This window comes from Winogradskyella jejuensis, assembly GCF_900129745.1.
GTDB lineage: Bacteria > Bacteroidota > Bacteroidia > Flavobacteriales > Flavobacteriaceae > Winogradskyella > Winogradskyella jejuensis.
Genome location: NZ_FQWS01000001.1, coordinates 1 through 25,562, shown reverse-complemented (window position 1 = coordinate 25,562; position 25,562 = coordinate 1). Strand labels below are relative to the sequence as shown.

26 protein-coding genes, 2 tRNA genes and 1 pseudogene are annotated in these 25,562 nt (G+C 33.4%); 13 read left to right on the top strand and 16 right to left on the bottom strand.

Translation table 11 applies throughout. The features are described from left to right. Positions 1-49: 49 nt before the first annotated feature. From BUB95_RS00145 to BUB95_RS00135, 3 genes are all read left to right on the top strand, one after another. On the top strand, positions 50-721 hold the full coding sequence (locus BUB95_RS00145; RefSeq protein WP_073081381.1) for a Crp/Fnr family transcriptional regulator: 672 nt from the start codon (positions 50-52) through the stop codon (positions 719-721). An 80-nt stretch (positions 722-801) separates the two neighbouring features. Next, positions 802-1,536: a hypothetical protein gene (locus BUB95_RS00140; RefSeq protein ID WP_143185544.1), complete on the top strand. Its 735-nt coding sequence runs from the start codon at positions 802-804 to the stop codon at positions 1,534-1,536. 70 nt (positions 1,537-1,606) lie between these two features. Further along, a complete protein-coding gene (locus BUB95_RS00135) occupies positions 1,607-2,173 on the top strand; it encodes a TlpA family protein disulfide reductase (protein WP_073081377.1) in 567 nt (188 codons plus the stop codon). Here the strand turns inward: BUB95_RS00135 and BUB95_RS00130 are convergent. From BUB95_RS00130 to BUB95_RS00105, 6 genes are all read right to left on the bottom strand, one after another. Then, positions 2,166-2,612 (bottom strand): sterol desaturase family protein, encoded by a 447-nt coding sequence (locus BUB95_RS00130; RefSeq protein WP_073081375.1) that lies wholly within the window; start codon positions 2,610-2,612, stop codon positions 2,166-2,168. The two genes, BUB95_RS00135 and BUB95_RS00130, sit on opposite strands and share 8 nt — an antisense overlap. Before the next feature lie 15 nt (positions 2,613-2,627). Further along, entirely contained in the window at positions 2,628-3,467 is an 840-nt protein-coding gene (locus tag BUB95_RS00125; RefSeq protein ID WP_073081373.1) for a phytoene/squalene synthase family protein, read from the bottom strand. 24 nt (positions 3,468-3,491) lie between these two features. Then, positions 3,492-4,952: a phytoene desaturase family protein gene (locus tag BUB95_RS00120; RefSeq protein ID WP_073081371.1), complete on the bottom strand. Its 1,461-nt coding sequence runs from the start codon at positions 4,950-4,952 to the stop codon at positions 3,492-3,494. Between the two features lie 3 nt (positions 4,953-4,955). After that, the gene (locus BUB95_RS00115) at positions 4,956-5,855 is read right to left on the bottom strand and encodes a MerR family transcriptional regulator (RefSeq protein ID WP_073081368.1); all 900 of its coding nucleotides are present in this window, start codon (positions 5,853-5,855) and stop codon (positions 4,956-4,958) included. Positions 5,856-5,964: 109 nt separating this feature from the next. Continuing rightward, positions 5,965-6,049 (bottom strand) — tRNA-Leu (locus BUB95_RS00110). 52 nt (positions 6,050-6,101) lie between these two features. Then, a tRNA-Lys gene (locus tag BUB95_RS00105) sits at positions 6,102-6,174 on the bottom strand. A gap of 130 nt (positions 6,175-6,304) precedes the next feature. Between BUB95_RS00105 and BUB95_RS00100 the strand changes: the two genes are divergently transcribed. Further along, positions 6,305-6,826, top strand: a complete 522-nt coding sequence (locus BUB95_RS00100) for a shikimate kinase (protein ID WP_073081365.1) — start codon at positions 6,305-6,307, stop codon at positions 6,824-6,826. Here the strand turns inward: BUB95_RS00100 and BUB95_RS00095 are convergent. Both BUB95_RS00095 and BUB95_RS00090 read right to left on the bottom strand, forming a co-directional pair. Beyond that, a complete protein-coding gene (locus tag BUB95_RS00095) occupies positions 6,818-7,321 on the bottom strand; it encodes a phosphoribosyltransferase domain-containing protein (protein WP_073081362.1) in 504 nt (167 codons plus the stop codon). The two genes, BUB95_RS00100 and BUB95_RS00095, sit on opposite strands and share 9 nt — an antisense overlap. Positions 7,322-7,382: 61 nt before the next feature. Continuing rightward, positions 7,383-7,754 (bottom strand): RNA-binding S4 domain-containing protein, encoded by a 372-nt coding sequence (locus BUB95_RS00090; protein WP_073081359.1) that lies wholly within the window; start codon positions 7,752-7,754, stop codon positions 7,383-7,385. Between the two features lie 126 nt (positions 7,755-7,880). On the opposite strand from BUB95_RS00090, the gene BUB95_RS00085 reads away from it, so the two are divergent. Then, on the top strand, positions 7,881-8,918 hold the full coding sequence (locus tag BUB95_RS00085; protein ID WP_073081356.1) for an FKBP-type peptidyl-prolyl cis-trans isomerase: 1,038 nt from the start codon (positions 7,881-7,883) through the stop codon (positions 8,916-8,918). Between the two features lie 64 nt (positions 8,919-8,982). On the opposite strand, the pseudogene BUB95_RS14450 reads toward BUB95_RS00085, so the two are convergent. The 4 genes and pseudogenes from BUB95_RS14450 to BUB95_RS00065 form a co-directional block, all read right to left on the bottom strand. Then, positions 8,983-9,575 (bottom strand): annotated as a pseudogene (locus BUB95_RS14450) (porin family protein). 53 nt (positions 9,576-9,628) lie between these two features. Then, positions 9,629-10,582 carry a transketolase family protein gene (locus BUB95_RS00075; protein WP_073081354.1) on the bottom strand — a complete coding sequence of 318 codons (954 nt, stop codon included), beginning with the start codon at positions 10,580-10,582 and terminating at the stop codon, positions 9,629-9,631. After that, positions 10,579-11,289 carry a hypothetical protein gene (locus BUB95_RS00070; RefSeq protein WP_073081351.1) on the bottom strand — a complete coding sequence of 237 codons (711 nt, stop codon included), beginning with the start codon at positions 11,287-11,289 and terminating at the stop codon, positions 10,579-10,581. Before BUB95_RS00070 ends, BUB95_RS00075 begins: the two co-directional genes overlap by 4 nt. Before the next feature lie 2 nt (positions 11,290-11,291). Further along, positions 11,292-12,137, bottom strand: coding sequence for a transketolase (locus BUB95_RS00065; RefSeq protein WP_073081348.1), 846 nt, complete (start codon positions 12,135-12,137; stop codon positions 11,292-11,294). 169 nt (positions 12,138-12,306) lie between these two features. On the opposite strand from BUB95_RS00065, the gene tgt reads away from it, so the two are divergent. The 8 genes from tgt to BUB95_RS00025 all read left to right on the top strand — a co-directional run bounded on the left by tgt (position 12,307) and on the right by BUB95_RS00025 (position 21,757). Next, complete coding sequence (gene tgt / locus BUB95_RS00060; protein ID WP_073081346.1) at positions 12,307-13,437, top strand: tRNA guanosine(34) transglycosylase Tgt; 1,131 nt, start codon at positions 12,307-12,309, stop codon at positions 13,435-13,437. A gap of 3 nt (positions 13,438-13,440) precedes the next feature. After that, complete coding sequence (locus BUB95_RS00055; RefSeq protein ID WP_073081343.1) at positions 13,441-14,520, top strand: LptF/LptG family permease; 1,080 nt, start codon at positions 13,441-13,443, stop codon at positions 14,518-14,520. Further along, entirely contained in the window at positions 14,507-15,415 is a 909-nt protein-coding gene (locus tag BUB95_RS00050; RefSeq protein WP_073081340.1) for a DMT family transporter, read from the top strand. Before BUB95_RS00055 ends, BUB95_RS00050 begins: the two co-directional genes overlap by 14 nt. 69 nt (positions 15,416-15,484) lie before the next feature. Beyond that, positions 15,485-16,438, top strand: a complete 954-nt coding sequence (locus tag BUB95_RS00045) for an acetyl-CoA carboxylase carboxyltransferase subunit alpha (RefSeq protein WP_073081338.1) — start codon at positions 15,485-15,487, stop codon at positions 16,436-16,438. 257 nt (positions 16,439-16,695) lie between these two features. Further along, positions 16,696-18,225: a replicative DNA helicase gene (gene dnaB, locus BUB95_RS00040; RefSeq protein WP_073081335.1), complete on the top strand. Its 1,530-nt coding sequence runs from the start codon at positions 16,696-16,698 to the stop codon at positions 18,223-18,225. Between the two features lie 53 nt (positions 18,226-18,278). Further along, the gene (locus BUB95_RS00035; RefSeq protein WP_073081333.1) at positions 18,279-19,319 is read left to right on the top strand and encodes an AI-2E family transporter; all 1,041 of its coding nucleotides are present in this window, start codon (positions 18,279-18,281) and stop codon (positions 19,317-19,319) included. A gap of 169 nt (positions 19,320-19,488) precedes the next feature. Then, on the top strand, positions 19,489-20,673 hold the full coding sequence (locus tag BUB95_RS00030; RefSeq protein WP_073084969.1) for an asparagine synthetase B: 1,185 nt from the start codon (positions 19,489-19,491) through the stop codon (positions 20,671-20,673). A gap of 10 nt (positions 20,674-20,683) precedes the next feature. Further along, entirely contained in the window at positions 20,684-21,757 is a 1,074-nt protein-coding gene (locus BUB95_RS00025) for an adenylate/guanylate cyclase domain-containing protein (RefSeq protein ID WP_073081331.1), read from the top strand. 69 nt (positions 21,758-21,826) lie between these two features. Here the strand turns inward: BUB95_RS00025 and rplT are convergent, their stop codons facing one another. From rplT to thrS, 4 genes are all read right to left on the bottom strand, one after another. Further along, a complete protein-coding gene (gene rplT / locus BUB95_RS00020; protein WP_073081329.1) occupies positions 21,827-22,171 on the bottom strand; it encodes a 50S ribosomal protein L20 in 345 nt (114 codons plus the stop codon). A gap of 101 nt (positions 22,172-22,272) precedes the next feature. Then, on the bottom strand, positions 22,273-22,470 hold the full coding sequence (rpmI, locus tag BUB95_RS00015; RefSeq protein WP_019388182.1) for a 50S ribosomal protein L35: 198 nt from the start codon (positions 22,468-22,470) through the stop codon (positions 22,273-22,275). A gap of 63 nt (positions 22,471-22,533) precedes the next feature. Further along, positions 22,534-23,085, bottom strand: a complete 552-nt coding sequence (gene infC, locus BUB95_RS00010; RefSeq protein WP_083573278.1) for a translation initiation factor IF-3 — start codon at positions 23,083-23,085, stop codon at positions 22,534-22,536. A gap of 27 nt (positions 23,086-23,112) precedes the next feature. After that, positions 23,113-25,053: a threonine--tRNA ligase gene (gene thrS, locus BUB95_RS00005; protein WP_073081325.1), complete on the bottom strand. Its 1,941-nt coding sequence runs from the start codon at positions 25,051-25,053 to the stop codon at positions 23,113-23,115. Between the last annotated feature and the right edge of the window lie 509 nt (positions 25,054-25,562).

Genomic DNA, 25,562 nt, shown 5'->3' with positions numbered 1-25,562 from the left:
TATTTGTTTTAGATTACGACTTTATCTAAAATCATCAATTTCACCTACAATGAATTCTATTTGGCTTTTTGAAGATGTAAACCTCTTTGGTTTGCTTTGCCCGCATAAATTTAAATCATATAAGAATACTCATGATTTTGATGCCTACAAAAAAAGTGATTACATATATTTTGAAGAAGATGCAGCTAACAAGGTGTATCTCATAGAAAATGGAAAAGTAAAAATTGGCTACTACAATGAGGATGGGGCAGAAGTCGTAAAAGCTATTTTACGTAAAGGTGAACTTTTTGGCGAAAAAGCCATTCTAGGCGAAAATATTAGAGACGAGTTTGCTCAATCTATTGACAATAATACTTCCATATGTCCTGTTGGCGTGAATACTATGCACGAGTTGATGAGAGATAATCAAACTTTTAGTTTTAAGATATACAAGTTTATTGGTTTTAAGTTTAAGAAATTAGAACGCCGACTCCAATTACTTTTGTTCAAAGATGCCAAAACAAGATTACTAGAATTTCTTGATGAGCTTTGCCAAGATTATGGTTACGACTGTGAAAAAACAGGAGACCATGTTGTAAAGCATCCATACACTCAAAAAGATATTGCTTCATTAATAGGTATCTCAAGACCAACTTTAAACATATTACTAAATGATTTAAAGGATGGTAATATCATAGATTTCAACAGAAAAGAAATAAGAATATTAAAAAAATCAGCTTAGTGTTAGCTAGCTAACATTTTGTCTTGTTTGGTACATATAATTTAGCATTATTAAATTATATGAACTTAAAAAATAAGACAATGATTAAAAAAATGTTTTTAGGAGTATTGGCATTAGGTTTAATGTTTACTTCGTGTGATGACGATGACGATGTGGTTATAATTCCAGATGCTGGTACCTTGAGTGGTGGTCCTTTTTCTTTTACAGTTGATGGTCAACCAGATATGGTAACTGGAGTTTCTACAGACGTATCTGCTGTAGGTACCAATAGAACTTTTGTTATTACAGATTTAGATTTAAATATTTTAGGAACACCTCCAACTCTAGAAGCTCTTGAGGGTGTTAATTTTGATGGTGCAGGACGAGGTGTTTGCTTAATTTGGTACCTGCGTTACGAAAATGATACAAATATAGATACTGTGACTAATGCCGCAGACTTAACAGGCTCTTTTAGTCTCTCAAATTCTATTAGAGTAGAACGTGGACCAAATGCAGATGCAATTACTGGTGGGCCTTTCAACTTTACTGTAGATGGTATGGCAGATATGGTTAGTGGTATTGCTTTTGAAAATCCGGATAATCGTGTAGGTACAAATGCTACATGGGTAATTACAGATGATACAGGGATGATTCTAGGTACGCCACCAACATTAACTGCTGTAGAAGGCGTAAACTTTGACGGTGCTGGAGTAGGTGTTTGTTTAATATGGTATTTACGTTACGAAAATGACACAAATATCGCTACGGTATCAAATGCAAACAACTTAACAGGAACGTTTCACCTATCTAATTCTATAACTGTAAATAGAAATTAGGGTATAAAACGATTTAGTTAGTCATAAAGCGTAGTTTCGTCTAAGAAACTGCGCTTTGTATTTTTATAAAATGAAGAGAATCAAAAAAAGCAATATCATATTTATAGTAATACTCATATTACTTATATTACCGCAAACAAGAACTCCAATACAAGTTTTACTTCATAAAGGAATAGCATTGATTAATCCTGTAAGTGCTATTGAAAAAAATGAAAGAGTAAAAATAGATAATTACAACTGGCAGCTAATAACAGAAGAAGGAGAAACAATTAATCTTAATCAATTTAAGGGCAAAGTTATTTTAATAAATTTTTGGGCAACATGGTGTCCACCATGTATTGCTGAAATGCCAAGCCTTCAAAAGTTATATGATAAATATGAAGGAAAAGTGGAGTTTTTGTTTGTAACCAATGACCCTATTGAAAAAATTGAAGCATTTAAAGCGAAAAATAACTATACGTTTCCAGTTTATCAAATTGATTCATACCCACCTAATCAATTGACAACCAAATCAATACCGAGAACTCTAATTATTAATAAAAAAGGAGAAATAGTGATGGATAAATCTGGTGCTGTAGATTGGTTTAATTCTAAAGTTCAGCAACAAATAGAACTACTTTTAAAAGCACCTATTTAAAATACTTCCGGGGAACTATAAGCATTCCAAAGTTTTCGCCTTTGTCTTTTCCTAGATGCTTATGATGAATCTTATGGGCACGTCTTACACCGCGAGCGTATTTATTGTCAATATTACGCAACCATTTAAAGCGCTGGTGTATAAATATGTCGTGAACAATAAAGTAAGCTAAGCCATAAGCCATAATACCTATGCCAATTGGTAAGCAATACCACATGTTTTGTTCTCCCCAGAGGTAAAAACAGGTCATGCTAACTACGGCATAAAATATAAAAAAGGCATCGTTTCGCTCAAACCAACTATCATGGTCTTTGTGATGGTGGTCTTTGTGAAGGCTCCATAAAAAACCATGCATGATGTACTTGTGCGTAAACCAAGCATTAAACTCCATTATAAAAAACGTAGCAAAGAATATTAATAACCAAAAAAATGTTTGCATTTGTAGTAGTAGGATTTAAAGCAAATTTAATTGATATTTTACGTAACTGCGGGTTAAGAGTTCTACCTTTTTATAGTCTGGAACTCTAATCCGTGTAGACTTTATTTCTAAAGCAGGTGTTTTCTTTAGTTTATCTAATAGTTTACTGTAGTATCTGTAAGCCATAAAAACACCAAAACGAGCTTCGAGAGGTAATTTTTTAATACCTGCTAATCCTTTCTCGAAATCAGATTCTATATCTGATATTATTTTTTGTTTAGAAACTTCGTCTAAATGATTTAAATCTGTATTAGGAAAATATGTTCTGCTTAAATCTTCAAAATCAGCTTTTAAATCTCTTAAAAAGTTAACTTTCTGAAAAGCAGAACCTAAACTCATAGCGGAGTCTTTTAGTTCTTCGTATTTTGTATTATCTCCTTTTACAAATACTTTGAGGCACATAAGGCCTACGACATCTGCTGAACCATAGATGTACGCTTTGTATTCATCAACTGTGAGGTAGTTTTGCTTGTGTAAATCTTGACGCATACTCTTCATAAATGCATCAACCATATGTTTTTCAATATTATACTTATGATAGGTTTCCTGAAAAGAATTTAAGATAGGATTAAGACTAATTTTCATTTCTAGAGCATCTTCTAAATCTTTTGAAAACTTCTCAAAGAGTAACGCCTTGTCATAGTCATGGAAAGTATCTACAATTTCGTCAGCAAATCGTACGAACCCGTAAATATTGTATATATCTTGTCTTATGCTGTCTGAAAGCATTTTTGTGGCCATTGAGAATGAAGTGCTGTAAGATGTTGTTACAAGCTTGCTACATTGTCTTGATACGGTATCAAAAATTGATTTCATTTTACTTAAGGTATTAAGGACTATCTAGTCTGTGTGATGTTTATTTATTAAATCTGCTGCCAGCTTACCTGAAATTAATGATGGTGGTACACCAGGTCCAGGGACTGTTAACTGTCCAGTAAAATAGAGATTCTTTACTTTTTTACTTTTCAGGTTGGGTCTTAAAAATGCAGTCTGAGATAGCGTATTTGCCATACCATATGCGTTTCCTTTGTATGAATTGTATTCTTTTTTAAAGTCTTTTACACAGAAGGATTCTTTAAAGATAATATTATTTTTAACCTCTTGGTTGGTCTTTTTCTCAAATCTGTCAATAATAATGTCAAAATATTGTTGTCTTAAGACATCTGTATCTTCTAAATCTGGTGCTATTGGAATAAGAAAAAAACCAGTTTCACAACCTTCGGGAGCCATGCTATTGTCTGTTATTGACGGAAAATTCACATAAAACAAGGGGTCTTCTGGCCATTTAGGATTATCATAAATATCTTCTGCATGAGTTTCAAAATCTGTATCAAAAAATAGATTATGATGCTCTACGTTATTTAATTTTTTGTCAAAACCAACATAAAAAAGTAGGGAAGAAGGCGCGAAGATTTTTTTATCCCAATATTTTTCGCTGTATTGTCTGTAATTGTCATCTAATAAAGTCTCAGAGTGACTATAGTCGGCACCGCTAAGTACATAATCAGATTCTATAATCTCTCCGTTTACAATTAAACCTGTGGCTTTTCCGTTTTTAACATTTATCTTTTCTACTGTGGCATTTGTATTAATTTCTACTCCTAAACTTTCTGCTAAATCTTTCATAGCTTTTATAACTTCATACATACCACCTTTTGGATGCCAAGTACCTAAGCCAAAATCAGCAAAGTTCATGAAGCTGTAAAATGAAGGTGTATTGCTGGGTTTAGCACCTAGGAACAAAACAGGAAATTCTAATGTTGAAATGAGTTTCGGATTTTTAAACTTTTTTCTCACCTCACTACTTATAGTTTTAAAAAACTGGTCCACTCTAGTAACAGTGTCTTTTGTAACTAGTTCTAGTGGTGATATACCTGGTTTTAATACTATTTTATTTATTGCGATGTCGTAGTTGTCTTGAGCCTTAGATATAAACTTTCTGAGAGGTCTAGAGCTGCCGGTTTCAATACGCTCAAATTCTTCACAAATTTTATCCATAGTATCCCCGATAGTTATCTCATCATCAGAGAAAAATATCTTGTAAGCTGGGCTAAGCTTGTCTAACTCATAGTAGTCCTTTGTAGACTTACCAAAGTCGTTAAAAAATTTTTCAAAGATATCAGGCATCCAATACCAACTAGGACCAATATCAAAGGTGAAACCTTGTTTTTTCAACTGTCGAGCACGACCTCCAACAGTATCGTTTTTCTCGAAAACCGAAACGTTATAACCTTCTTTTGTTAAATAACATGCTGCAGAGAGAGAAGAAAATCCAGAACCTATAATTGCTATGTTTTTCATATTTTAAAGATGTTCAACTACGGATTGGATAGATTTAAATGGTTTTATCTTTTCAGGCAGCGTGTCTAAATCAATACTATCTAACATTTTGCCCAAAATCCAGAATTCTGCATTAGACTTTTGAAGTAATAGCTTATTAAAATCTGTTATGTATTTGTCTATTTCTTCCTTTAGAGGTTTTATAGTGAAATATGATATAAATACAATATCATCGTAATAATCTAAAATATCTTTAAGACTATCCATTGGTACACTTTGTCCTAGGAGAATACTATACTTTTTATGAGCTACTATTTGATAATTTAAAAACATTAGGCCAAGTTCATGAATTTCATTATCAGGTAGAAACAGAACATAAGTTCTTTTGGAGTCAGGCTTAGTTTCTGCTTGTATTAATTCTGTATTAATTAATATTTTTTGGCGTATAAGTGTAGTTAAAAAATGCTCATGTGCTGGAGTTATGGTATTTGTCTGCCAAAGTAATCCTAATTCCGTTAGTAAAGGAATGAAAATATCGTAAAAAATATCTTCAAAGGACATATCGTTCAAAAGCGAATCGTAGGTTTTGTAAAATAATGATTGATCAAAATTTAGCATGGCTAACTTGAAAGAATTCAATGCATGACTTTCTAGATTAGATTCGAGTGCTATTTCCCTTACACGCTGAGGTATTTCTTCTGGTTTTAGAGTTGCAATTTTTGATATTTTATAACCATTGTTGTTAAGGTAGCTTACATTTAGCAGCTTTTGAAAACTTGCTAAATCATAATATCTAATATTTGTATCTGTTCTTTTGGGAGAAAGTAGGTTATATCTTTTTTCCCAAATTCTGATAGTATGTGCTTTGATACCAGTTAGATTCTCTAAATCCTTAATACTAAAATTATTTTTTAAATTGTTCATTTATATTAAGAAAAGTTTAAACAAAAATAGCTTTTTAACTTAAAAATCCATTGTATTTAACAAAATTTAATATGTGGGTTTGACAAAAAGTAAAAATAATTGAAGAAAGTGCGCACGAGAAGACTCGAACTTCCACGACCTAAACGGTCACTGGCCCCTCAAGCCAGCGCGTCTACCAATTCCGCCACGTGCGCAAATGAAGTATAAATATAAAAAAAAAAGTTAAGCAAAAAGCTTAACTAAAAGTGACTTGGCTGGGGCTCGAACCCAGGACCCTCTCCTTAAAAGGGAGATGCTCTACCAACTGAGCTACCAAGTCAAAATGTTTTTCTCTAACGAGGGTGCAAATATAAAATGTTTAATTAATAAAACAATGCTTTTTTTATATATTTTTTTGTTTTTTTGTGACGCACCCAGCTAGGTGTTTCACAATCAATTTATAAGCGCTTATGATTATTGTTTTAATGGGTTATATGGGCTCAGGTAAATCTACCGTTGGAAAAAAACTTGCTTACATTTTAGAGTATAATTTTATTGATTTAGATGATTTAATTACTGAAAAGGAGTCAAAATCCATTGCAGATATTTTTAAGACTAAAGGTGAAATTTACTTTAGGAAAAAAGAGACAGAATATTTAAAGGAAGTGATTTCTAGTGATTCAAATACAGTTTTATCTCTTGGTGGTGGCACACCATGTTATGGGATAAATCTTAACATAATTAAAGACTCTAAAAACACTAAGTCTTTTTATCTCAAAACATCTTTGCAAGAATTAAAAAAGCGCCTATTACCAGAGATGGAAAAGCGACCACTTATTAGTCACTTACAAGGTGAGGATGAGATTATAGAATTTTTAGGTAAGCATTTATTTGAGAGAGCACCATTTTATTCTCAATCAGACTTTTCAATTACTACTGATGGGAAATCAAAAATGGAAATTGTAGAAGAAATAGTACTAAGCTTAGTCTAGGTACGCTTCGTATGGCTGCTTACTTAAGTTTACATTAATATGTTCTTTTAATGATGTGGAGAGTGATATGCCTTTAAAATCAGCTTTTACAGGGAATTTTTTATGATTTCTGTTAACCAGTACGGCAGTTTTAAATTGCTTCAGGGGTACATCTAAAAAATGTCTTACACCATATATTAAAGTGCTGCCAGAGTTTAGAACGTCATCTACTAAAACAATAGACTTATTTTTATACTCTTCAGGTTTTAGAGAGGTTGATATAGAGTTTAGTGGGGAGCTCTTATCTATCTTAACATTACATAAAGTACTTTTAATGTCGGATATTTTATCAAGGCTAGATTTTAGCTTTTTTGCCAAAAGAAAACCATTTTTATCCACACCAGCGATGATTAGATTCTTTTCATTAATATTAGTCTCATATATTTGATAAGCAATACGCTTTATTTTGTGCTGTATTTCTTGATGGTTTAGGATTATGTTTTTTTCTTCTGACATTGACAATGTTTTTTCAAATATAAAAAGAGTTATTTATTGTTTAATTAAACAAGTTTTTATTTTACTCTTCTTCATCTTTATAATTTTCGATAGAGCGTCTATCTTTTTTTGTTGGTCTTCCAGTACCTTTCTTTCTATAATAATCTTTGCTGTATTTAAGGAGTTCTTGAGCTTCAAATTCAGACTTAGGTGTTAAGTCTGTTCTATAAATATCAACAAGTTTTGCTCCGACACGACTAGGAGGAATGTCATTAACTCTCAATTTATAATTAATTTGATTTTTTCTTAATAAAATTACATCTCCAATATATACCTCTCTACTTGGTTTTACAACACTGTCATTTACCTTTACTTGTCCTTTTTTACAAGCAACAGAAGCTTGGTTTCTGGTCTTATAATATCTAACAGACCATAAATATTTATCTATGCGCATATAATTTAACTAAAAACTGCGTTAATGAATTTGTACAAAAGTATTATATTATTGTATCTTGCGTCCTAAAATTAAGCAATATTGAACCTTGTTTACAGTAAAGTAAACATGTATTTTTAAGTCCCTATGAAATTAAGAACATTACTAGCTAGTATAACCGTTTTTACAATAATTATTTTTGCGTGTTCGCCAGATGATCCAGACTTCATCCCTGTTGAGGATAGAGATAGAGGAGAACAACAGTTAGCAGATAACGATAGTATTGTGAATTATCTGCAGACTTATTATTATAATAAGACAGAGTTGGCGATGATGACTAACCCTGAGCCTAGTGATATTATTTTAAAAATTTTTGAAGGAACTCCTGATGATGGCTATTCCTTATTATTTACAGATGATAATTTACTAACTCGGACCACTACGTTTGAGGATACTCAGTACACTTATTATATTTTAAAAATTAATCAAGGTGGTGGTACAGAATCTCCAAAATTTACAGATAAGGTACGTGTAGAATATGAGGGTAGCTTAATAGGTACAGATGATTCAGTTTTTGATAGTGCAGTTAGTCCTACCGATTTCAACTTAGTTGGGGGAGGCATAAATGCAGGTGGAGTTATCACTGGATGGCAACGTGTCTTTCCTGAGTTTAATACGGCTGCTAGTTTTATGACAGGTTCTGATGTAACATATGACGATTATGGTCTAGGAGTGATGTTCTTACCATCTGGGTTGGCCTACTTTTCTAGACAACTTATAGGTATACCTTCATACTCAAACTTGATTTTTAAATTTGCTTTATTTCAAACACAAGAGAATGACCACGATAATGACGGTATACCCTCATATGTCGAAGACTTAAATAATAACTTAAGTGTTTTTGACCACGACACGGATGAAAACTCGATAGTAAATTACGTAGACCCAGACGATGATGGAGATGGAGTGTTAACTATTAATGAGCTTGAGCGTAGAGAGTATATAGTTGATACCAATCTTGGAGAAGAAGAACCAGTATTAAATATCAATGAATTTGAGTTAACACGTACTGAAAGTATGGGAATTATTACTATTACTACAGGGACAATAGTTGATGCAAATAATAATAGTATTCCAGATTATTTAGATGAAGATGCTACAACTGATTATAGTGAGGATAATTAATTATTACAATACAAAAAAAACCGCTAAAGAATTTTAGCGGTTTTTTTATTATAAATATATATGACTAAATCTTATAAGATAAGCTTAGAATTAATTGCTCTGGTCTTGTGTCCAAACGGTCCAAAGAAATAATATTATTGTTGTCTATAAAAGTAGCTTCATTATCACTAAAGCCTCTTTCATATCTTAGGTCTATACCTAGTTTATTAAGGTTAACACCAATTCCAAAGTTAAGACCAACACTAAAGTCATTCTCTAGTTCATTTACACTAAGGTTGTTAAATCCAGAATCTGTATCTAATACATACTGTAAAGATGGACCTGCAAAAACATTTATAGGGCCTAATACTTTAATGCAACTAATAAAGGCAAATCTAACTTTTGCATATCAAAATCACCAGCATTGTAGTCACTTTTTAATTTTGTATAAACCAATTCTGGTCTTAAGTAAATCTTATTGCCTAATTTCCCAAAAATTCCTACGTGATAACCAATGTTTTGATCAGGGCTTTGGAAATTATCTTGAGCCGATTGAAAATAATCTCCATTCCCACCATAATTTAATCCAGCTTTAATACCAAATCCGCTCCCGCTTTGAGCAAATAATGCTGTTGAAAATCCTACAATACATAATGCAGTTAAAAATAAATTCTTCATAATTATTCGTTTTTGATTTAGATTACTTAAACAAAAACGCTGCCAAACTCAACTTATTTTCTTTTAATCACCTTTTTTGACGCTTCTACAATTGCTTTGGCGTTTAACCCATACTTTTCCATAAGTTGTGCAGGTGTACCAGATTCTCCAAAAGTATCGTTCGTAGCAACAAACTCTTGCGGCGCAGGATTGTTTTTAACCAATACTCTAGAAACACTTTCTCCTAAACCACCAAGATAGTTGTGCTCTTCGGCAGTTACTACACATCCAGTTTTGGCAACAGATTTTAAAATAGCCTCATTATCTAAAGGTTTAATAGTATGAATATTTATGACTTCGGCGGAAATACCTTCAGCATGTAACGTTTTAGCAGCTTCTAATGCTTCCCAGACTAAATGACCAGTTGCAATAATAGTAACGTCTGTACCTTCAGTAAGCTGAACGGCTTTGCCAATTTCAAACTTTTGGTCTACAGGTGTGAAGTTCGCCACTTTTGGTCTTCCAAAACGAAGATAAACAGGTCCGTTATGTTCAGCAATAGCTAAAGTAGCAGCTTTAGTTTGATTGTAATCACAGGTGTTTATCACTGTCATTCCTGGCAACATTTTCATAAGACCTATGTCTTCTAAAATTTGATGTGTAGCTCCATCTTCTCCAAGAGTGATACCAGCGTGAGATGCACAAATCTTAACATTCTTTCCAGAATAAGCTACACTTTGACGTATCTGGTCATAAACACGACCCGTAGAGAAATTGGCAAATGTTCCAGTAAACGGAATTTTTCCACCAATTGTTAAACCAGCAGCAATACCAATCATATTCGCTTCGGCAATACCAACTTGAAAAAAGCGCTCTGGGTGGTTAGCTTTAAACTCGTCCATTTTTAAAGAACCAATAAGGTCTGCGCATAGAGCAACTACATTTTCATTAGTTTTTCCAAGTTCAGTTAAACCTGCGCCAAATCCTGAACGTGTGTCTTTATTTCCTGTGTTTTCGTATGTTTTCATTCTTTTATTTGAAAATTGTAGTTGATAAATAAAGTTTTTTTATTAGTGTCTAAATTAATGGCTTCAATCAATAAGTTATCATCAAAATCATAAGCTTTTAAAAATAAACCTTCTGGTAAATCAAAATCTATTTTACCAGTACTTTGAGTCATGTTTAGCATTAAATTTATTATTCCAGACACGTAAGTATTGTTCTTGCAAGGAAGACTTTCGTCAAATAATATTCTTAAACCTTCATTAGGTTCTTCTCTAGGGTAAAACTCATAAACGCTAAGCTCTTTGCCAAATAGAGACTCAGTGATACTTATCGGTGTAGTTATTAGAGAGATATTCTCGTGAAAGCCATCTTTATCGTCTATGGGAACAACTGACTCTATATCCATGTTAGCAAAAAATTCACTGTTACCTATGAGCATAGAAAGTAGGAATCTATTGTCCAAAGCATCATAAACTAGGTCTACACTTGCACCATTATTACTATTTACTTTAGACATAAAATTATTCTCAGTAAATTTTTTTGCTAGCGCATCTGAATTTGTCCAAAGAAATTTTCCTTCTTTATTATAGCCTATAGAAATAGTGTCCATAGACTGTGTTTTTTTATTTGGAACGACGTAATCTACGGTATAATCAATTTCTATGATTTTCTCTTGAGAAAAACTAATTGATACCGTGAGTAATAACAGAAGTATAAATATATTTCTCATAATTAATAATCCCCTAAAGTTTCAGCATTTTGAGCTAATGCTACTTCGAGTTGTTCATCATTAGGTGCTTTGCCATGCCATGCATGAGTATGCATCATAAAATCCACACCGTTACCCATTTCGGTTTCTAAAAGTACACAAACCGGTTGTCCTTTTCCAGTACGAGATTTTGCATCAGCCATTCCTTTTAGAATAGCTTCAATATTATTTCCTTCTTTAATTGTAATGACTATCCAGCCGAAAGCTTCAAATTTAGCTTGTATACTTCCCATTGGTAAAACATCATCAGTTGCACCGTCAATTTGTTTTCCGTTTAAATCTATTGTAGAAATTAGATTATCCACTTTTTTAGCAGAGGCATACATAATAGCTTCCCAGTTTTGCCCTTCTTGTAATTCGCCATCACCATGAAGACTATAAATTAAATGTGAATCGCCATTTAATTTCTTTGCTTCAGCTGCGCCAATAGCAACAGACATTCCTTGACCTAAAGAACCTGAAGCAATGCGAATACCTTCCAAACCTTCGTGAGTTGTTGGGTGACCTTGAAGTCTGGAGTCGATTAATCTAAAAGTATTCAATTCATCCACCGAAAAATATCCAGAACGTGCCAAAACACTATAATAAACTGGCGAAATATGTCCGTTAGATAAGAAGAATAGGTCTTCTCCAATTCCGTCCATTTCAAAAGTATCTTTACGGTCTAAAATGTCTTGATAGAGCGCCACAAAAAATTCTGCACAACCAAGAGAGCCTCCTGGATGACCGGAATTTACTTTGTGTACCATACGAAGAATATCTCTTCGTACTTGTGTAGTTAAATCTTGTAATTCTTTAATGTTTGGCATGTTGTGTTTTTACTTGAATTTAGTACCCCAAAAATAGTTGATTAGAAAACTGTCACAAAGTTAGAATAGGTTCATTTATTAACGATTTTATGGATTTGCTAACAATTTTAATTTTAATTAAGAGCTTATGCTTAAGAGTTATTTATATTTGCCCATTCACAATAATTTCATGGATTTTAAAAAGATTGCCACAGACGCTGGAAGTAAAGCTAGAGCAGGAGAAATAACAACTGACCACGGAAAAATTGAAACTCCAATTTTTATGCCTGTTGGTACGGTTGCTAGCGTTAAAGGTGTGCATCAACGTGAACTAAAAAACGATATAAATCCAGATATTATTCTTGGTAATACCTACCATTTATACCTGAAACCACAGACCAAAATTTTAGAGCAAGCAGGTGGTTTACATAAATTTATGAATTGGGATAGAAATATCCTCACCGATTCTGGTGGATACCAAGTGTATTCACTTTCTGCAAATAGAAAGATAAAGGAAGAAGGTGTGAAATTTAAATCGCACATTGACGGAAGCACGCACATGTTTACACCTGAGAATGTTATGGAAATTCAACGTTCTATCGGTGCCGATATTATTATGGCTTTTGATGAATGTACGCCATATCCTTGCGATTATAATTATGCAAAGCGCTCTATGCACATGACGCATCGTTGGCTAGATAGATGTATAAATCATCTTGACAAAACACCATTTACCTACGATTATGCGCAAACATTTTTTCCTATTGTACAAGGAAGCACGTATAAAGATTTAAGAAGACAATCTGCTGAGTATATTGCTAATGCAGGTGCAGAAGGAAATGCCATAGGCGGTTTATCTGTCGGTGAGCCAGCTGAAGAAATGTACGCCATGACCGATGTGGTTTGCGAAATTTTGCCAGAAGACAAACCACGCTATTTAATGGGTGTAGGGACGCCAATCAATATTTTAGAAAATATTGCGTTAGGTGTAGATATGTTTGATTGTGTCATGCCTACGCGTAATGCACGCAACGGTATGTTATTTACAGCACATGGTACCATTAATATCAAAAATGCGAAATGGGCTGAAGATTTTTCGCCAATTGATGAAATGGGAATTACGTTTGTAGATACCGAATATAGTAAAGCTTACTTAAAACATTTATTTTCAGTAAATGAATTATTAGGAAAACAAATAGCCACAATACATAATTTAGGATTCTATTTATGGTTAGTAAGAGAGGCAAGAAAACATATTATTGCTGGAGATTTTAGAGAATGGAAAGACAAAATGGTAAAACAAATGGATAAGCGTTTGTAACATATGAAGATATTAGACTGGTACATACTTAAACGCTATCTGTTTACTTTTTTAATGATGTTATTGCTATTTATACCAATAGCAATCATGGTGCATTTAGCTGAAAAAATTGGTAAGATTTTAAGTAATGATGTTCCTTTTGATGAGCTTGCACTGTATTTACTGAACTTTACCATATACTTTGCAAATCTTCTTTTCCCGTTATTTCTATTCTTATCTGTAATATTTTTTACCTCTAAATTGGCCAATAATACAGAGATAGTAGCTTTTTTAAGCTCGGGTGTTTCTTTTACAAGATTTTTAAGACCTTATATAATAGGAGCAACTATTGTTGCTATTATGGCACTATTCCTCGGTATGTTTTTAGCTCCAAAAGCCAGTCAAGGTTTCAATGAATTTAAATACAAATACCTTTCAAGAGGGAAAAATATTCAAGACACAAAAGATGTTTTTAGGCGGATTACTGATAATGATATTATCTACGTTAGCTCTTTTGACCCAAAGAGCAAGAGAGGTCAAAATTTTACTCTAGAACATTTTAAAGACAATAAGCTTGAGTATAAAATATTTGCAAATAACATAAAATATGTAGAAGAAGATTCTATATACCAATTAGTCAATTATTACAAAAGAACATATGATAGTATTGGTAATGTAACAGTTGAAGAGAAACGAAATGAGAATGTAGAGTTCTCTTTTGATGTAGATGATTTAACACCGGTAAACTATATTGCAGAAACCAAACCTTACGGTGAACTAATAGATTTTATTGACAAAGAAAAAAAGCGTGGTTCTCCAAATATTGGACGTTATGAAGTCGTAAAATACAAGAAATGGAGTTTGCCTGTTTCTGTTTTTATACTCACAATAATAGCAGTTGCTGTATCTTCAATAAAACGAAGAGGAGGAATGGGAGTAAACTTGGCTATAGGTATTACTATAGCTATGGTTTATGTATTCTTCGATAAGATATTTGGAGTACTTGCCGAGCAATCCGACTTTTCTCCTTTGGTAGCTGTGTGGTTTCCCAATGTTGTTTTTGGTATTTTAGCACTATATCTTCTAAACAATGCCAAACGCTAACTACAAGCATTATTTACATTTACATTTTTTAGTTTTCATAGCTGGATTTACTGCAATATTAGGCGAAGTCATTTCAATTGGTTCTTTTCCTTTAGTATGGTATAGGATGCTTATTGCGGGTGTTTTAATGTTTGCTTACATAAAACTGACAAAGAAAAACTTAAGAATAAGTAAAAGGCTAGCGATACAATTAAGTATAGCTGGAGTCATTATAGCTGCACATTGGATAACGTTTTTCGAAGCTATTAATCAATCCAATGTTTCAATAACTTTAGCAATGTTTTCTTCAGGAGCATTTTTCGCCTCTTTTGTTGAACCCATTATATTTAAAAGAAAGATTCTTTGGTACGAAATTCTATTTGGTGTTATTGTAATTTTTGGAGTTTTTTTAATTACTCAAGGCGAATTAAAATATATAAATGGAATTCTATTAGGATTAGCATCTGCCTTATTCTCTACCTTATTTGCAGTAATAAATGGTAAACTAATTTTAAAACATAAAGCGAGTGTCATTTCGTTTTATGAGTTTTTGAGTGGCGTAGTTTGTATAAGTATTGGAATATTATTTTTCTATGATGGATTCAATCTTGAGTTTTTTACTCTAACCAATAAAGACTGGCTTTACATCGCTATTCTTGCTTCAATATGTACCGCTTATGCCTTTATAGCTGCAGTAGAGGTTATGAAGTACATTTCCCCTTTTACTGTTATTCTTAGTTATAATCTTGAACCTGTGTATGGTATTATTTTGGCACTCATCTTTTTTCCAGAAAAAGAGCAGATGTCTTCTCAATTCTATTATGGAGCCATCATTGTTATAAGCGCCGTTGTTTTAGACGCAGTAATTAAGAATTACCGCACAAAGAAGAAACGTAATCCTAATTTATCGGGTTAAAATAGCAATTAGCTAAGTAGTAATTTATATTTTTGTCATCTAACTAAATAAAAACGAATTTCAAATTGTATGGAATATTTAGAGTTTGAATTACCTATAAAAGAATTAGAAGACCAGTTACAGAAGTGTAAGGTTATTGGAGACGAAAGTGATGTGGATGTTACAGAAACATGTAAACAAATTGAAAAGAAACTCCAAGAAACTAAAAAGGAGATTTACAAAAATCTTTCTGCATGGCAACGTGTTCAATTATCAAGACATCCAGACAGACCTTATACATTAGACCACATTAAAGCACTTTGTGGGGATAGCTTTTTAGAGTTGCACGGAGATAGAAATGTAAAAGACGATAAAGCTATGATTGGTGGTCTTGGTAAAATTGGAGATCAAACCTATATGTTTATTGGTCAGCAGAAAGGGTATAACACAAAAACGAGACAGTATAGAAATTTTGGAATGTCTAACCCAGAAGGTTATCGTAAAGCGTTACGCTTAATGAAATCTGCCGAGAAGTTTGGTATTCCTGTAGTGACTTTAATAGATACGCCTGGAGCTTACCCTGGTTTTGAAGCTGAAGAACGTGGTCAAGGAGAAGCGATTGCTCGAAACATCTTAGAGATGACCAGACTTAAAGTACCAATTATTACTATAATTATAGGTGAAGGTGCATCTGGCGGAGCATTAGGTATTGGAGTTGGTGATAAAGTATTAATGTTAGAAAACACATGGTATTCTGTAATATCTCCAGAATCATGTTCATCTATCCTTTGGCGAAGTTGGGAGTACAAAGAGCAAGCCGCTGAAGCTTTAAAGCTTACTGCTAAAGACATGAAGCGTATGAAGCTTGTAGACCAAATCGTTAAAGAACCTTTAGGAGGCGCACATAAGGATAGAGAAAAAACTTTTTTAGCTGTAAAAGATGCGATTATTAAATCTTATGATGAACTTAAAAACTTATCACCAAAAGAATTAGTAAATCAACGTATTGAAAAATACAGTAACATGGGAGTGTTTAAATCATAATTTCAGTAATACATAGCATATTAGAAAGACTGAAGTGATACACTTCAGTTTTTTTATCGCTATTAACAATAAATTCAAGTTATCAACAGTTAAAATGTTAATCAACTGTTGATGATTGGAAACGATTAGATTGATGTTTTGTTAACGATTTATTTACTTTCGTAAGCCTTGAAAAAGTGAAACGTTTTCATCTTTTAAATGATGAAGAAATCGCTTACAAAACTCAAGATTAATCCATTTAAATCAGTCATTTTAGAATGAAGCAACCAAATCCAGTACAAGGCTATAAAGTCGATAAAAGTTCCATAATTAGCTTGGAAAAAGGAAAGATTCCACCTCAAGCATTAGACTTGGAGGAGGTCGTACTTGGTGCCATGATGATTGATAAAAAAGGGGTTGATGAGGTTATTGATATTTTAAGTCCAGATGCTTTTTATAAAGAAGCACATCGCTACATTTTTGAAGCTATATTCAAACTCTTTGAAAATAGTGAGCCTGTTGACTTATTAACAGTTTCAACACAATTACGTAAGGACGGGAAGCTAGATATGATAGGAGGTGATTTTTACCTTATTTCTTTAACGCAACGTGTGTCTTCGTCTGCACATATTGAGTTTCATGCGCGTATTATTCTTCAAAAATATATTCAACGAAGTCTTATAAAAATTTCAAACGAAATTATTGAAGAGGCTTATGATGAGGGTAAAGATGTTTTTGACCTTTTAGATAATGCAGAAGCAAAACTTTATGAGGTCACTCAAGGTAACGTAAAAAAGTCTACTGAGACAGCTCAAAGTTTAGTAATACAGGCCAAGAAAAAAATTGAAGAGATTTCTAATAAAGAAGGGCTTAGCGGAATACCTTCAGGATTCGATAAGTTAGATAAGTTAACTTCTGGGTGGCAGCCATCAGATTTAATTATTGTTGCGGCTCGTCCAGGTATGGGTAAAACTGCGCTAACTTTAACTATGGCCCGTAACATTGCTGTAAATAGTAATATTCCTGTGGCGTTTTTCTCTTTAGAAATGTCTTCTGTACAATTAATTACACGTCTAATTTCTAGTGAAACAGGTCTGTCTTCTGAAAAATTGAGAACCGGTAAGTTAGAAAAACACGAATGGGAGCAACTAAATGTAAAGGTAAAAACATTAGAAAAAGCACCTTTATTTATTGATGACACACCATCGCTATCCATTTTCGATTTACGTGCAAAAGCAAGACGACTTTCGTCTCAATATGGCATTAAGATGATTATTATTGATTATCTGCAATTAATGACGGGTGGCGGAAGCCAAAAAGGAGGGAATCGTGAGCAAGAAATCTCCATGATTTCACGTAACCTTAAAGCTTTAGCAAAAGAATTAAATGTTCCTGTAATTGCTTTATCGCAGTTGTCTCGTGCGGTAGAAACTCGTGGTGGTAGTAAGCGCCCTTTATTATCCGATTTACGTGAATCTGGAGCTATTGAGCAAGATGCTGATATCGTTTCGTTTATCTATCGTCCTGAATATTATAAAATAGACGAGTGGGATGATGAGGAACGTTCTCCAACTGAGGGTCAAGGTGAATTCATTGTCGCTAAGCATAGAAATGGTGGATTAGAAAATATTAGACTGAAATTTATCGGGCATCTAGGTAAGTTTGATAATCTTGATGATTTTGACACACCTTTCGAGTTTCAGTCCAAATTGAATGCTGCTGCTAATGACGATACGTTTAAGACAGACAATTTTCCATCAGCTAGTGATGCATTTGATGCTCCTGAAGATGATGGTGTGCCATTCTAAGTTTTAGTATTTATTTCAGATAATTTAGAAAATTTTAGAGTTAGCTTTGCCCTATGCTTAACGAAAGACGTACGACAAACATATTATTACTCATTATCGCAGTACCTATAGTGTTTTATTTACTCAAGGTGCTATCCTTCATATTTATTCCACTTATTTTCTCAATGTTTATAGCATTATTGTTTTTACCATTAATGCGTTGGTTGGGAAGAAAGAACATTCCTAAGTTTATTAGTATAATCATTGTTTTACTGCTAGTAGCTGGTGGATTAAAGATTGGCGTTGAGCTCATACAACTTTCTAGTAAAGAAATTTTAGCTAATAATACAGAATTTTTGAGTAAAGCAGAACCAAAAGTAGAAAGTCTAAAAGCATATTTGTCAGATAGTTTTGGTATTGAGGTTGTATCAAATAAAAATGTATTCGCTCAATTTTTTCAGAAAGAAAATTTAGGCTCTACAATTGGGTTTTTAAGAACCTTTTTAACAACGCTTTTAATGACTGCTTTTTTTGTAGTTCTTTGGTTAGCGGAGTCTATTAATGTACATAAATTATTAAATAATACAATTCTAAAGCAAAAACATACTTCTATTAAAGCGTTTATGAAAATTGAAAAAGACCTTATAAAGTTTATTAAGGTCAAGGTCTTAGTAAGTGCTTTAACAGGTTTATTCACGGGTCTCATGTGCGTTTTCTTTGATGTAAGCTTCCCAATCTTTTGGGGCTTATTTGCATTTGCTATCAATTTTGTTCAAATGGTAGGGTCATTCGTATCTGTAATACTACTTTCAATTTTTGCATTTGTTGAGTTAGATACAACGAGCACTTTATTATTTTTTATTTTATCGATTACCTTAGTACAGGTTGTTTTTGGAGCAATACTAGAACCTATATTTATGGGAAAATCTTTTTCAATAAATATTATAGCAGTTCTAGTGATGTTAATGTTTTGGGGTTTTCTATGGGGAATTCCTGGTCTAATTATGGCTATACCAATAACAGTATTTATTAAGATTATTTTAGAACAGTTTCAAGGAACCAAGGTTTTTGCCAGTCTACTTTCAGGAAAGCAAACCAAGCTCGATAAATTCTAATATTTGTTGAATAGCTCTAAATCTCTTAAAAGAATAATAAAGAGATGATACGCAATACTTTTTTTAAGTATCTTTCAATTGAAATCTTATGAAATTGAAAAAGTACATTTTATTAATTCTATTGGCCTTATTTGGCTATCTATCACATGCATCATATATCTTAATTCCTATGGATGCAGAAACTCAAGAAAATCATCTAAAAGCATACGGCGTTACCTTTTGGACGCTAGAACGAAGTCTGAAAGTAAAATGGTTGCTCAATTATCGTGGTGGTTCTTTTTTATTACCTGATGCAGATATTATAAGAAGAGAATGCCAAATACGAGGTGTTTCTTTTGAAGTAGTTTCAGATGGTGAAGCTGAACAAATTCTAGAGAGCATATCTAGTCCTTCCGTTAATCAAGAAGCAGTTGTACTAGAAAAAGCACCAAAAATTGCTGTCTATACTCCATACGGCAAACAGCCATGGGATGATGCTGTAACCATGGTATTGACTTATGCTGAGATTCCTTATGAAACGATTTATGATGAAGAAGTCTTAAAAGACGAATTATTACTATATGATTGGTTGCACCTTCATCACGAAGATTTCACAGGGCAATACGGAAAGTTTTACAGGACTTACCGTTCTGCAGCTTGGTATATTAAAGAGAAAAAAGAAGCCGAAGCTTTAGCCAGAAGGTTAGGTTACAGTAAGGTTTCCGATGCCAAATTAGATGTAGCACTTAAAATTAGAAATTACGTTGCTGGTGGCGGTTTTATGTTTGCTATGTGCTCAGCCACAGATAGTTTTGATATAGCATTATCTGCCGAAGGTGTTGATATTTGTGAGCCTATGTTTGATGGTGATGGTAGTGACCCAGGTTATCAAAACAAAATAGACTTCAGTAAAACTTTTGCTTTCAAGGATTACATTTTGGAAAGGAATCCTAACATTTATGAGTTTTCCTCAATAGATATGACCCGTAAAAGAAAAATACCAAAATCTACGGATTACTTTTCATTAATGGAATATTCCGCCAAATGGGACCCAATACCAACAATGTTAACTCAAAATCATACAGCTCTGGTAAAAGGTTTTATGGGACAAACAACCTCCTTTACAAGAGATCAAATTAAGTCTAATGTATTGGTTATGGGCGAAAATAAAACTAATGGTGAGGCAAAGTATATTCATGGGATTAAAGGAAAAGGGTTTTTTACCTTTTATGGAGGTCATGACCCAGAAGATTATACACACAGAGTAGGTGACCCCAAAACCGAATTAGATTTACACCCAACATCTCCAGGGTATAGATTAATACTCAATAACGTCTTATTCCCAGCGGCAAAAAAGAAGAAGCAGAAGACCTAAACAACCTTAGATGCTTAATAGTGTAAAATCTTTTTTTCGACTTTTACTTATTTCTACCATTTTCTGGGTGCTTGCTTTTGTATTATTTACTGCAATAAGGTACAATGGTATTGAAGAAGAGTTGTCTTTATTTACAGATGATATTCTATACCTGCCCATAAGTGCCTACTATGTGCACGCTATAATTGTTGGACTGATTATTAGTTTTTTTTACGCACTTATTGAATTTATTTTTGATAGATTAAGTAGACGGCTAGTGCTCGGTTTGACGATAATTCTTAAGTCAATAATTTATTTTTTACTTGTTGTAGCAGTATTGAGTGGTATTTCATTTCTTTTAGAAGTGCAAATAGACAGAGATTTACCAAATGAAAGAGGTTGGTGGAGAGATGATCCGTTTTTTTGGATAACAGTTATATATTTCGTTTCTGCATCTATCGTTTTTTCTTTGATTCGTATTGCAAATGATAGATTAGGTAGTGGTAATTTTATCCAAGTCTTATTAGGTAGTTATAAAAAACCTAAAGAAGAGGAGCATGTATTAATGTTCTTAGATTTAAAAGATTCTACTAAAATTGCTGAAAATCTCGGGCATCATAAGTACAGTAGATTTATACAAGACTGTTTTTTAGATTTAAACACTGCGCTTTACAAGTTTGAAGCCGAAGTCTATCAATATGTAGGCGATGAGGCTGTTATACAATGGCCTATTAAAAAGGGATTCAGAAAGAATAATTGTATAAATCTTTTTTTTACGTTTCAGAGAAAGCTTAAAAAAAGAGAAGATTATTACACCAACACCTATGGGGTTAGTCCAGAGTTTAAAGCTGGAATACACTTTGGGAAGTTAATGGTAGCAGAAGTTGGGGCAGTAAAAAAAGATTTGGCTTTTCATGGCGATGTCATTAATACGGCTTCGCGAATTCAAAGTCTCTGCAATAGATTCAATAAGTTATTATTGGTCTCAGAATCTGTTATAGAGAGGTTGAGTATTTCAGATACACATTACGAGCTCTTATCTCATGATATGGAGTTGAAAGGTAAAGAAGAACGTTTGAAAATTTATGCTATTAATCAACGATAAACAAAAAGCCCAATTCTTTCGAATCGGGCTTTTCTAAGCGAAATGTTGTTATTAATTTGGCTAAAAGCCTTACTTAACTTTGTTTACTATAGCTTCAAAAGCCTCAGGGTGATTCATAGCTAAATCTGCAAGAACCTTACGATTCAATTCAATATTATTAGCTTTTAATTTCCCCATGAATTTTGAATAGCTCATTCCATGTTGTCTTGCACCTGCATTAATACGCATAATCCATAACGCACGGAATGTTCTCTTTTTGTTTCTGCGGTCTCTGTACGAGTATTGCATCGCTTTGTCTACCGCATTTTTTGCTACTGTCCAGACGTTTTTACGTCTTCCCCAGTATCCTTTTGCTTGCTTTAGAACCTTTTTTCTTCTAGCTCTTTTCGCAACTGAATTTACTGATCTTGGCATTTCTTTAATTGTTTTTGTAGTAGGCGACCAATTTGGTACTTGCTAAATAATTTTGCCTAACTCCAGGGTTTATAAAATAATTTTAACCGATTAAAACAGTATTACTTTAAACGTAACATTGTTTTAATGTTGTCTTCGTCAGCCTTATGTACTAATGTATCATGGGTTAACGCAAGCTTACGCTTTTTAGATTTTTTTGTCAATATATGACTCTTAAAAGCATGCTTTCTTTTAATCTTACCAGTGCCAGTTAGTTTGAAACGTTTCTTAGCACTCGATTTTGTCTTCATTTTAGGCATTTTCTCCTATTATTTAATTACGTTTCGCTTTATCTTAACTCCGAATCTCTTTCGGTACATTACTTATTTTTTCTTTGGAGCGATAAACATAATCATACGTTTACCTTCTAGTTTTGGCATTTGTTCTACTTTACCAAACTCTTCCAAATCTTGAGCAAGTCTTAATAATAATATTTGTCCTTGCTCTTTAAATACAATAGAACGTCCTTTAAAGAATACAAAAGCTTTAAGCTTTGCACCATCCTTTAAGAACTTCTCTGCGTGTTTCTTTTTAAATTCGTAATCGTGGTCATCAGTTTGTGGTCCAAATCTAATTTCCTTAACTACAACTTTAGTGGCTTTAGACTTTAAAGCCTTCTCACGTTTCTTTTGCTCATAAAGAAACTTTTTATAGTCCATAACTTTACAGACAGGCGGATTGGCGTTAGGCGAAATCTCCACTAAATCTAGTCCTTGGTCATCTGCTATGGCTAAGGCTTGTCGTGTAGGGTATACACCTATTTCCACATTATCACCTACAAGTCTTACCTCTTCGGCTCTAATTTTTCCGTTAATTCTGTGCTTGTCCTCTTGGACTACACGTCTGCTGAAATTTTTTCTTCTACGTATTGCTATGGCTTATAAATTTTAATTAAACGTTATTTATTTGAAAGTCTTAAGACTTTCGTTTACTTGTTTTTTTACAATTTCTGAAAAAGCTTCTACACTTATTGTGCCAAGGTCTTCACCTCCGTGAGCCCTTACTGTTATTGTATTGTCTTTCTCTTCTTGCTCGCCTACGATAATCATAAACGGAAACTTTTGCATTTCAGCTTCACGAATTTTCTTACCTACAGTCTCGTTTCTATTATCTGCGAGGGCGCGAATTTCGTCATTTTCTAGCAAATTTAAAACTTTTTCAGCGTATTTTTCATATTTCTCACTGATAGATAAGACAATAGCTTGCTCAGGCATTAGCCAAAGCGGAAAATTACCTCCTGTATGCTCTAGTAAAATAGCTACAAAACGCTCCATGCTACCAAAAGGTGCGCGGTGAATCATTACAGGTCTATGCAACTCATTATCACTTCCTTTATAAGTTAAATCAAAACGTTCAGGCAAGTTATAATCTACTTGAATAGTACCCAGTTGCCATTGACGACCTAAAGCATCCTTTACCATAAAATCTAACTTAGGACCATAGAAAGCAGCTTCACCTTCTTCAACAACATAATTAAGACCTTTATCATTTGCTGCATTAATAATAGCATTTTCGGCCTTTTCCCAATTCTCAAGGCTTCCTATATATTTCTCAGGAGTTTTTGGGTCTCTAATAGAAACCTGAGCTGTAAAGTTTTCAAATCCTAAAGAACCAAACACATAAAGTACTAGGTCAATAACTTCTTTAAACTCTCTATCTAGTTGGTCTGGTGTACAGAAAATATGCGCATCATCTTGTGTAAAACCTCTTACACGAGTTAAACCATGTAATTCTCCACTTTGCTCGTATCTGTATACAGTGCCAAACTCAGCATAGCGTTTGGGTAACTCTTTATAAGAAAAAGGTCGCGTATTATATATCTCGCAATGGTGAGGACAGTTCATAGGTTTTAATAAAAACTCTTCACCTTCTGCAGGAGTGTTTATAGGCTGAAAGCTATCTTCTCCATATTTAGCATAGTGACCAGAAGTAACGTATAGTTCTTTTTGTCCAATATGTGGCGTCACAACCATTTCGTAACCCGCTTTTTTCTGAGCAGCTTTTAAGAAATTTTCAAGGCGCTCTCTCAAAGCAGCGCCTTTTGGTAACCATAACGGAAGACCTTGACCAACTTTTCTAGAAAATGTGAAAAGCTCGAGTTCTTTTCCTAGTTTTCTATGGTCACGTTTTTTAGCCTCTTCTAATAAATGTAAATATTCAGTAAGTTCCTTTTGTTTAGGGAAAGAGATACCATATACACGTGTCAGTTGTTTTTCATTTTCATTTCCTTTGTAATACGCTCCAGCAACGCTTAATATCTTTACAGCCTTAATGAGCCCTGTATTAGGGATATGTCCACCACGACATAAGTCTGTAAAAGTCGAGTGGTCACAAAAACTAATGGTGCCATCTTCAAGATTTTCTATCAAATCAACCTTGTACTCATTTTTACCCTCGTACATGGCTAGTGCATCAGCTTTAGAAACAGAGCGCATCTTAAAATCGTGTTTGCCACGTGCAATTTCAAGCATCTTATTTTCAATCTGCTTAAAATCTTTTTCAGAAATTGAACCTTCTCCTAAATCAACATCGTAATAAAAACCATTTTCAATTGCTGGTCCAACCCAAAGTTTCACACCAGGATATAGTTCTTCTAGAGCTTGTGCGAGTACGTGAGCAGAAGAATGCCAAAAGGCTTTTTTACCATCATCATCACGCCAAGTATATAAAACAAGACTACCGTCGTTGGTCAATGGAGTGGTGGTTTCAATAACTGTATTATTGAATTTTGCAGATATAACATTACGGGCAAAACCCTCGCTAATATCTACAGCCACTTCATGAGGTGTTACACCTTTATTAAAAGTGCGCGCCGAACCGTCAGGTAGAGTAATTTGTATCATTATATTTTATAAGTTTTTAACAACTGACAAATATATAGGTATATCAGGAACTAGCAAAGTGTAGGAGATAATAACTGTGTAATATTCTTTTTATAGCGTTTCCCTTAGGGGTCGGGCTTTCCGTTTCAAGTCCTCGCAAGTCCACCAAAAGTATTTTGTAGACTTACTGTGGGCTATCCACTACAATCCCTAACGCGGGCTTAATCATTAATCAGTTTATTAAACGGAAGTTTAGGTCAATGAGTTAACACAAAGCAAAGTTTCATTTTAGTAGTACATATAATAAGGTATAATAGGATTAGATTTTCGAGTATTATTTTCAACTTTTTCACTAGTCTTAATCACTGACAACAAGCTATTTAAGAAGTCAAAAAAAATAGTTTAAAAATAAACTTCAAAAAAGTATTGTGAGAGTAAAAAAGGGTTTTATATTTGCACGCTCGAAACGGCGAAAAGTTGTTTTGTGGAGTTCTTAAAAAGGTATTGAATTGGGGTTAAAAAATAAAGTC

Bases quoted from the DNA above. Each gene is read 5' to 3' on its own strand.
- BUB95_RS00120 (WP_073081371.1), bottom strand. From the start codon at position 4,952: ATGAAAAACATAGCAATTATAGGTTCTGGATTTTCTTCTCTCTCTGCA.
- BUB95_RS00100 (WP_073081365.1), top strand. From the start codon at position 6,305: ATGATTATTGTTTTAATGGGTTATATGGGCTCAGGTAAATCTACCGTT.
- BUB95_RS00070 (WP_073081351.1), bottom strand. From the start codon at position 11,289: ATGAGAAATATATTTATACTTCTGTTATTACTCACGGTATCAATTAGT.
- BUB95_RS00065 (WP_073081348.1), bottom strand. From the start codon at position 12,137: ATGCCAAACATTAAAGAATTACAAGATTTAACTACACAAGTACGAAGA.
- BUB95_RS00090 (WP_073081359.1), bottom strand. From the start codon at position 7,754: ATGCGCATAGATAAATATTTATGGTCTGTTAGATATTATAAGACCAGA.
- BUB95_RS00135 (WP_073081377.1), top strand. From the start codon at position 1,607: ATGAAGAGAATCAAAAAAAGCAATATCATATTTATAGTAATACTCATA.
- BUB95_RS00130 (WP_073081375.1), bottom strand. From the start codon at position 2,612: ATGCAAACATTTTTTTGGTTATTAATATTCTTTGCTACGTTTTTTATA.
- BUB95_RS00075 (WP_073081354.1), bottom strand. From the start codon at position 10,582: ATGAAAACATACGAAAACACAGGAAATAAAGACACACGTTCAGGATTT.
- BUB95_RS00115 (WP_073081368.1), bottom strand. From the start codon at position 5,855: ATGAACAATTTAAAAAATAATTTTAGTATTAAGGATTTAGAGAATCTA.
- thrS (WP_073081325.1), bottom strand. From the start codon at position 25,053: ATGATACAAATTACTCTACCTGACGGTTCGGCGCGCACTTTTAATAAA.
- BUB95_RS00085 (WP_073081356.1), top strand. From the start codon at position 7,881: ATGAAATTAAGAACATTACTAGCTAGTATAACCGTTTTTACAATAATT.
- BUB95_RS00035 (WP_073081333.1), top strand. From the start codon at position 18,279: ATGCTTAACGAAAGACGTACGACAAACATATTATTACTCATTATCGCA.
- BUB95_RS00025 (WP_073081331.1), top strand. From the start codon at position 20,684: ATGCTTAATAGTGTAAAATCTTTTTTTCGACTTTTACTTATTTCTACC.
- BUB95_RS00050 (WP_073081340.1), top strand. From the start codon at position 14,507: ATGCCAAACGCTAACTACAAGCATTATTTACATTTACATTTTTTAGTT.
- BUB95_RS00125 (WP_073081373.1), bottom strand. From the start codon at position 3,467: ATGAAATCAATTTTTGATACCGTATCAAGACAATGTAGCAAGCTTGTA.
- BUB95_RS00030 (WP_073084969.1), top strand. From the start codon at position 19,489: ATGGATGCAGAAACTCAAGAAAATCATCTAAAAGCATACGGCGTTACC.
- BUB95_RS00145 (WP_073081381.1), top strand. From the start codon at position 50: ATGAATTCTATTTGGCTTTTTGAAGATGTAAACCTCTTTGGTTTGCTT.
- dnaB (WP_073081335.1), top strand. From the start codon at position 16,696: ATGAAGCAACCAAATCCAGTACAAGGCTATAAAGTCGATAAAAGTTCC.
- BUB95_RS00045 (WP_073081338.1), top strand. From the start codon at position 15,485: ATGGAATATTTAGAGTTTGAATTACCTATAAAAGAATTAGAAGACCAG.
- BUB95_RS00055 (WP_073081343.1), top strand. From the start codon at position 13,441: ATGAAGATATTAGACTGGTACATACTTAAACGCTATCTGTTTACTTTT.
- BUB95_RS00140 (WP_143185544.1), top strand. From the start codon at position 802: ATGATTAAAAAAATGTTTTTAGGAGTATTGGCATTAGGTTTAATGTTT.
- rplT (WP_073081329.1), bottom strand. From the start codon at position 22,171: ATGCCAAGATCAGTAAATTCAGTTGCGAAAAGAGCTAGAAGAAAAAAG.
- rpmI (WP_019388182.1), bottom strand. From the start codon at position 22,470: ATGCCTAAAATGAAGACAAAATCGAGTGCTAAGAAACGTTTCAAACTA.
- tgt (WP_073081346.1), top strand. From the start codon at position 12,307: ATGGATTTTAAAAAGATTGCCACAGACGCTGGAAGTAAAGCTAGAGCA.
- BUB95_RS00095 (WP_073081362.1), bottom strand. From the start codon at position 7,321: ATGTCAGAAGAAAAAAACATAATCCTAAACCATCAAGAAATACAGCAC.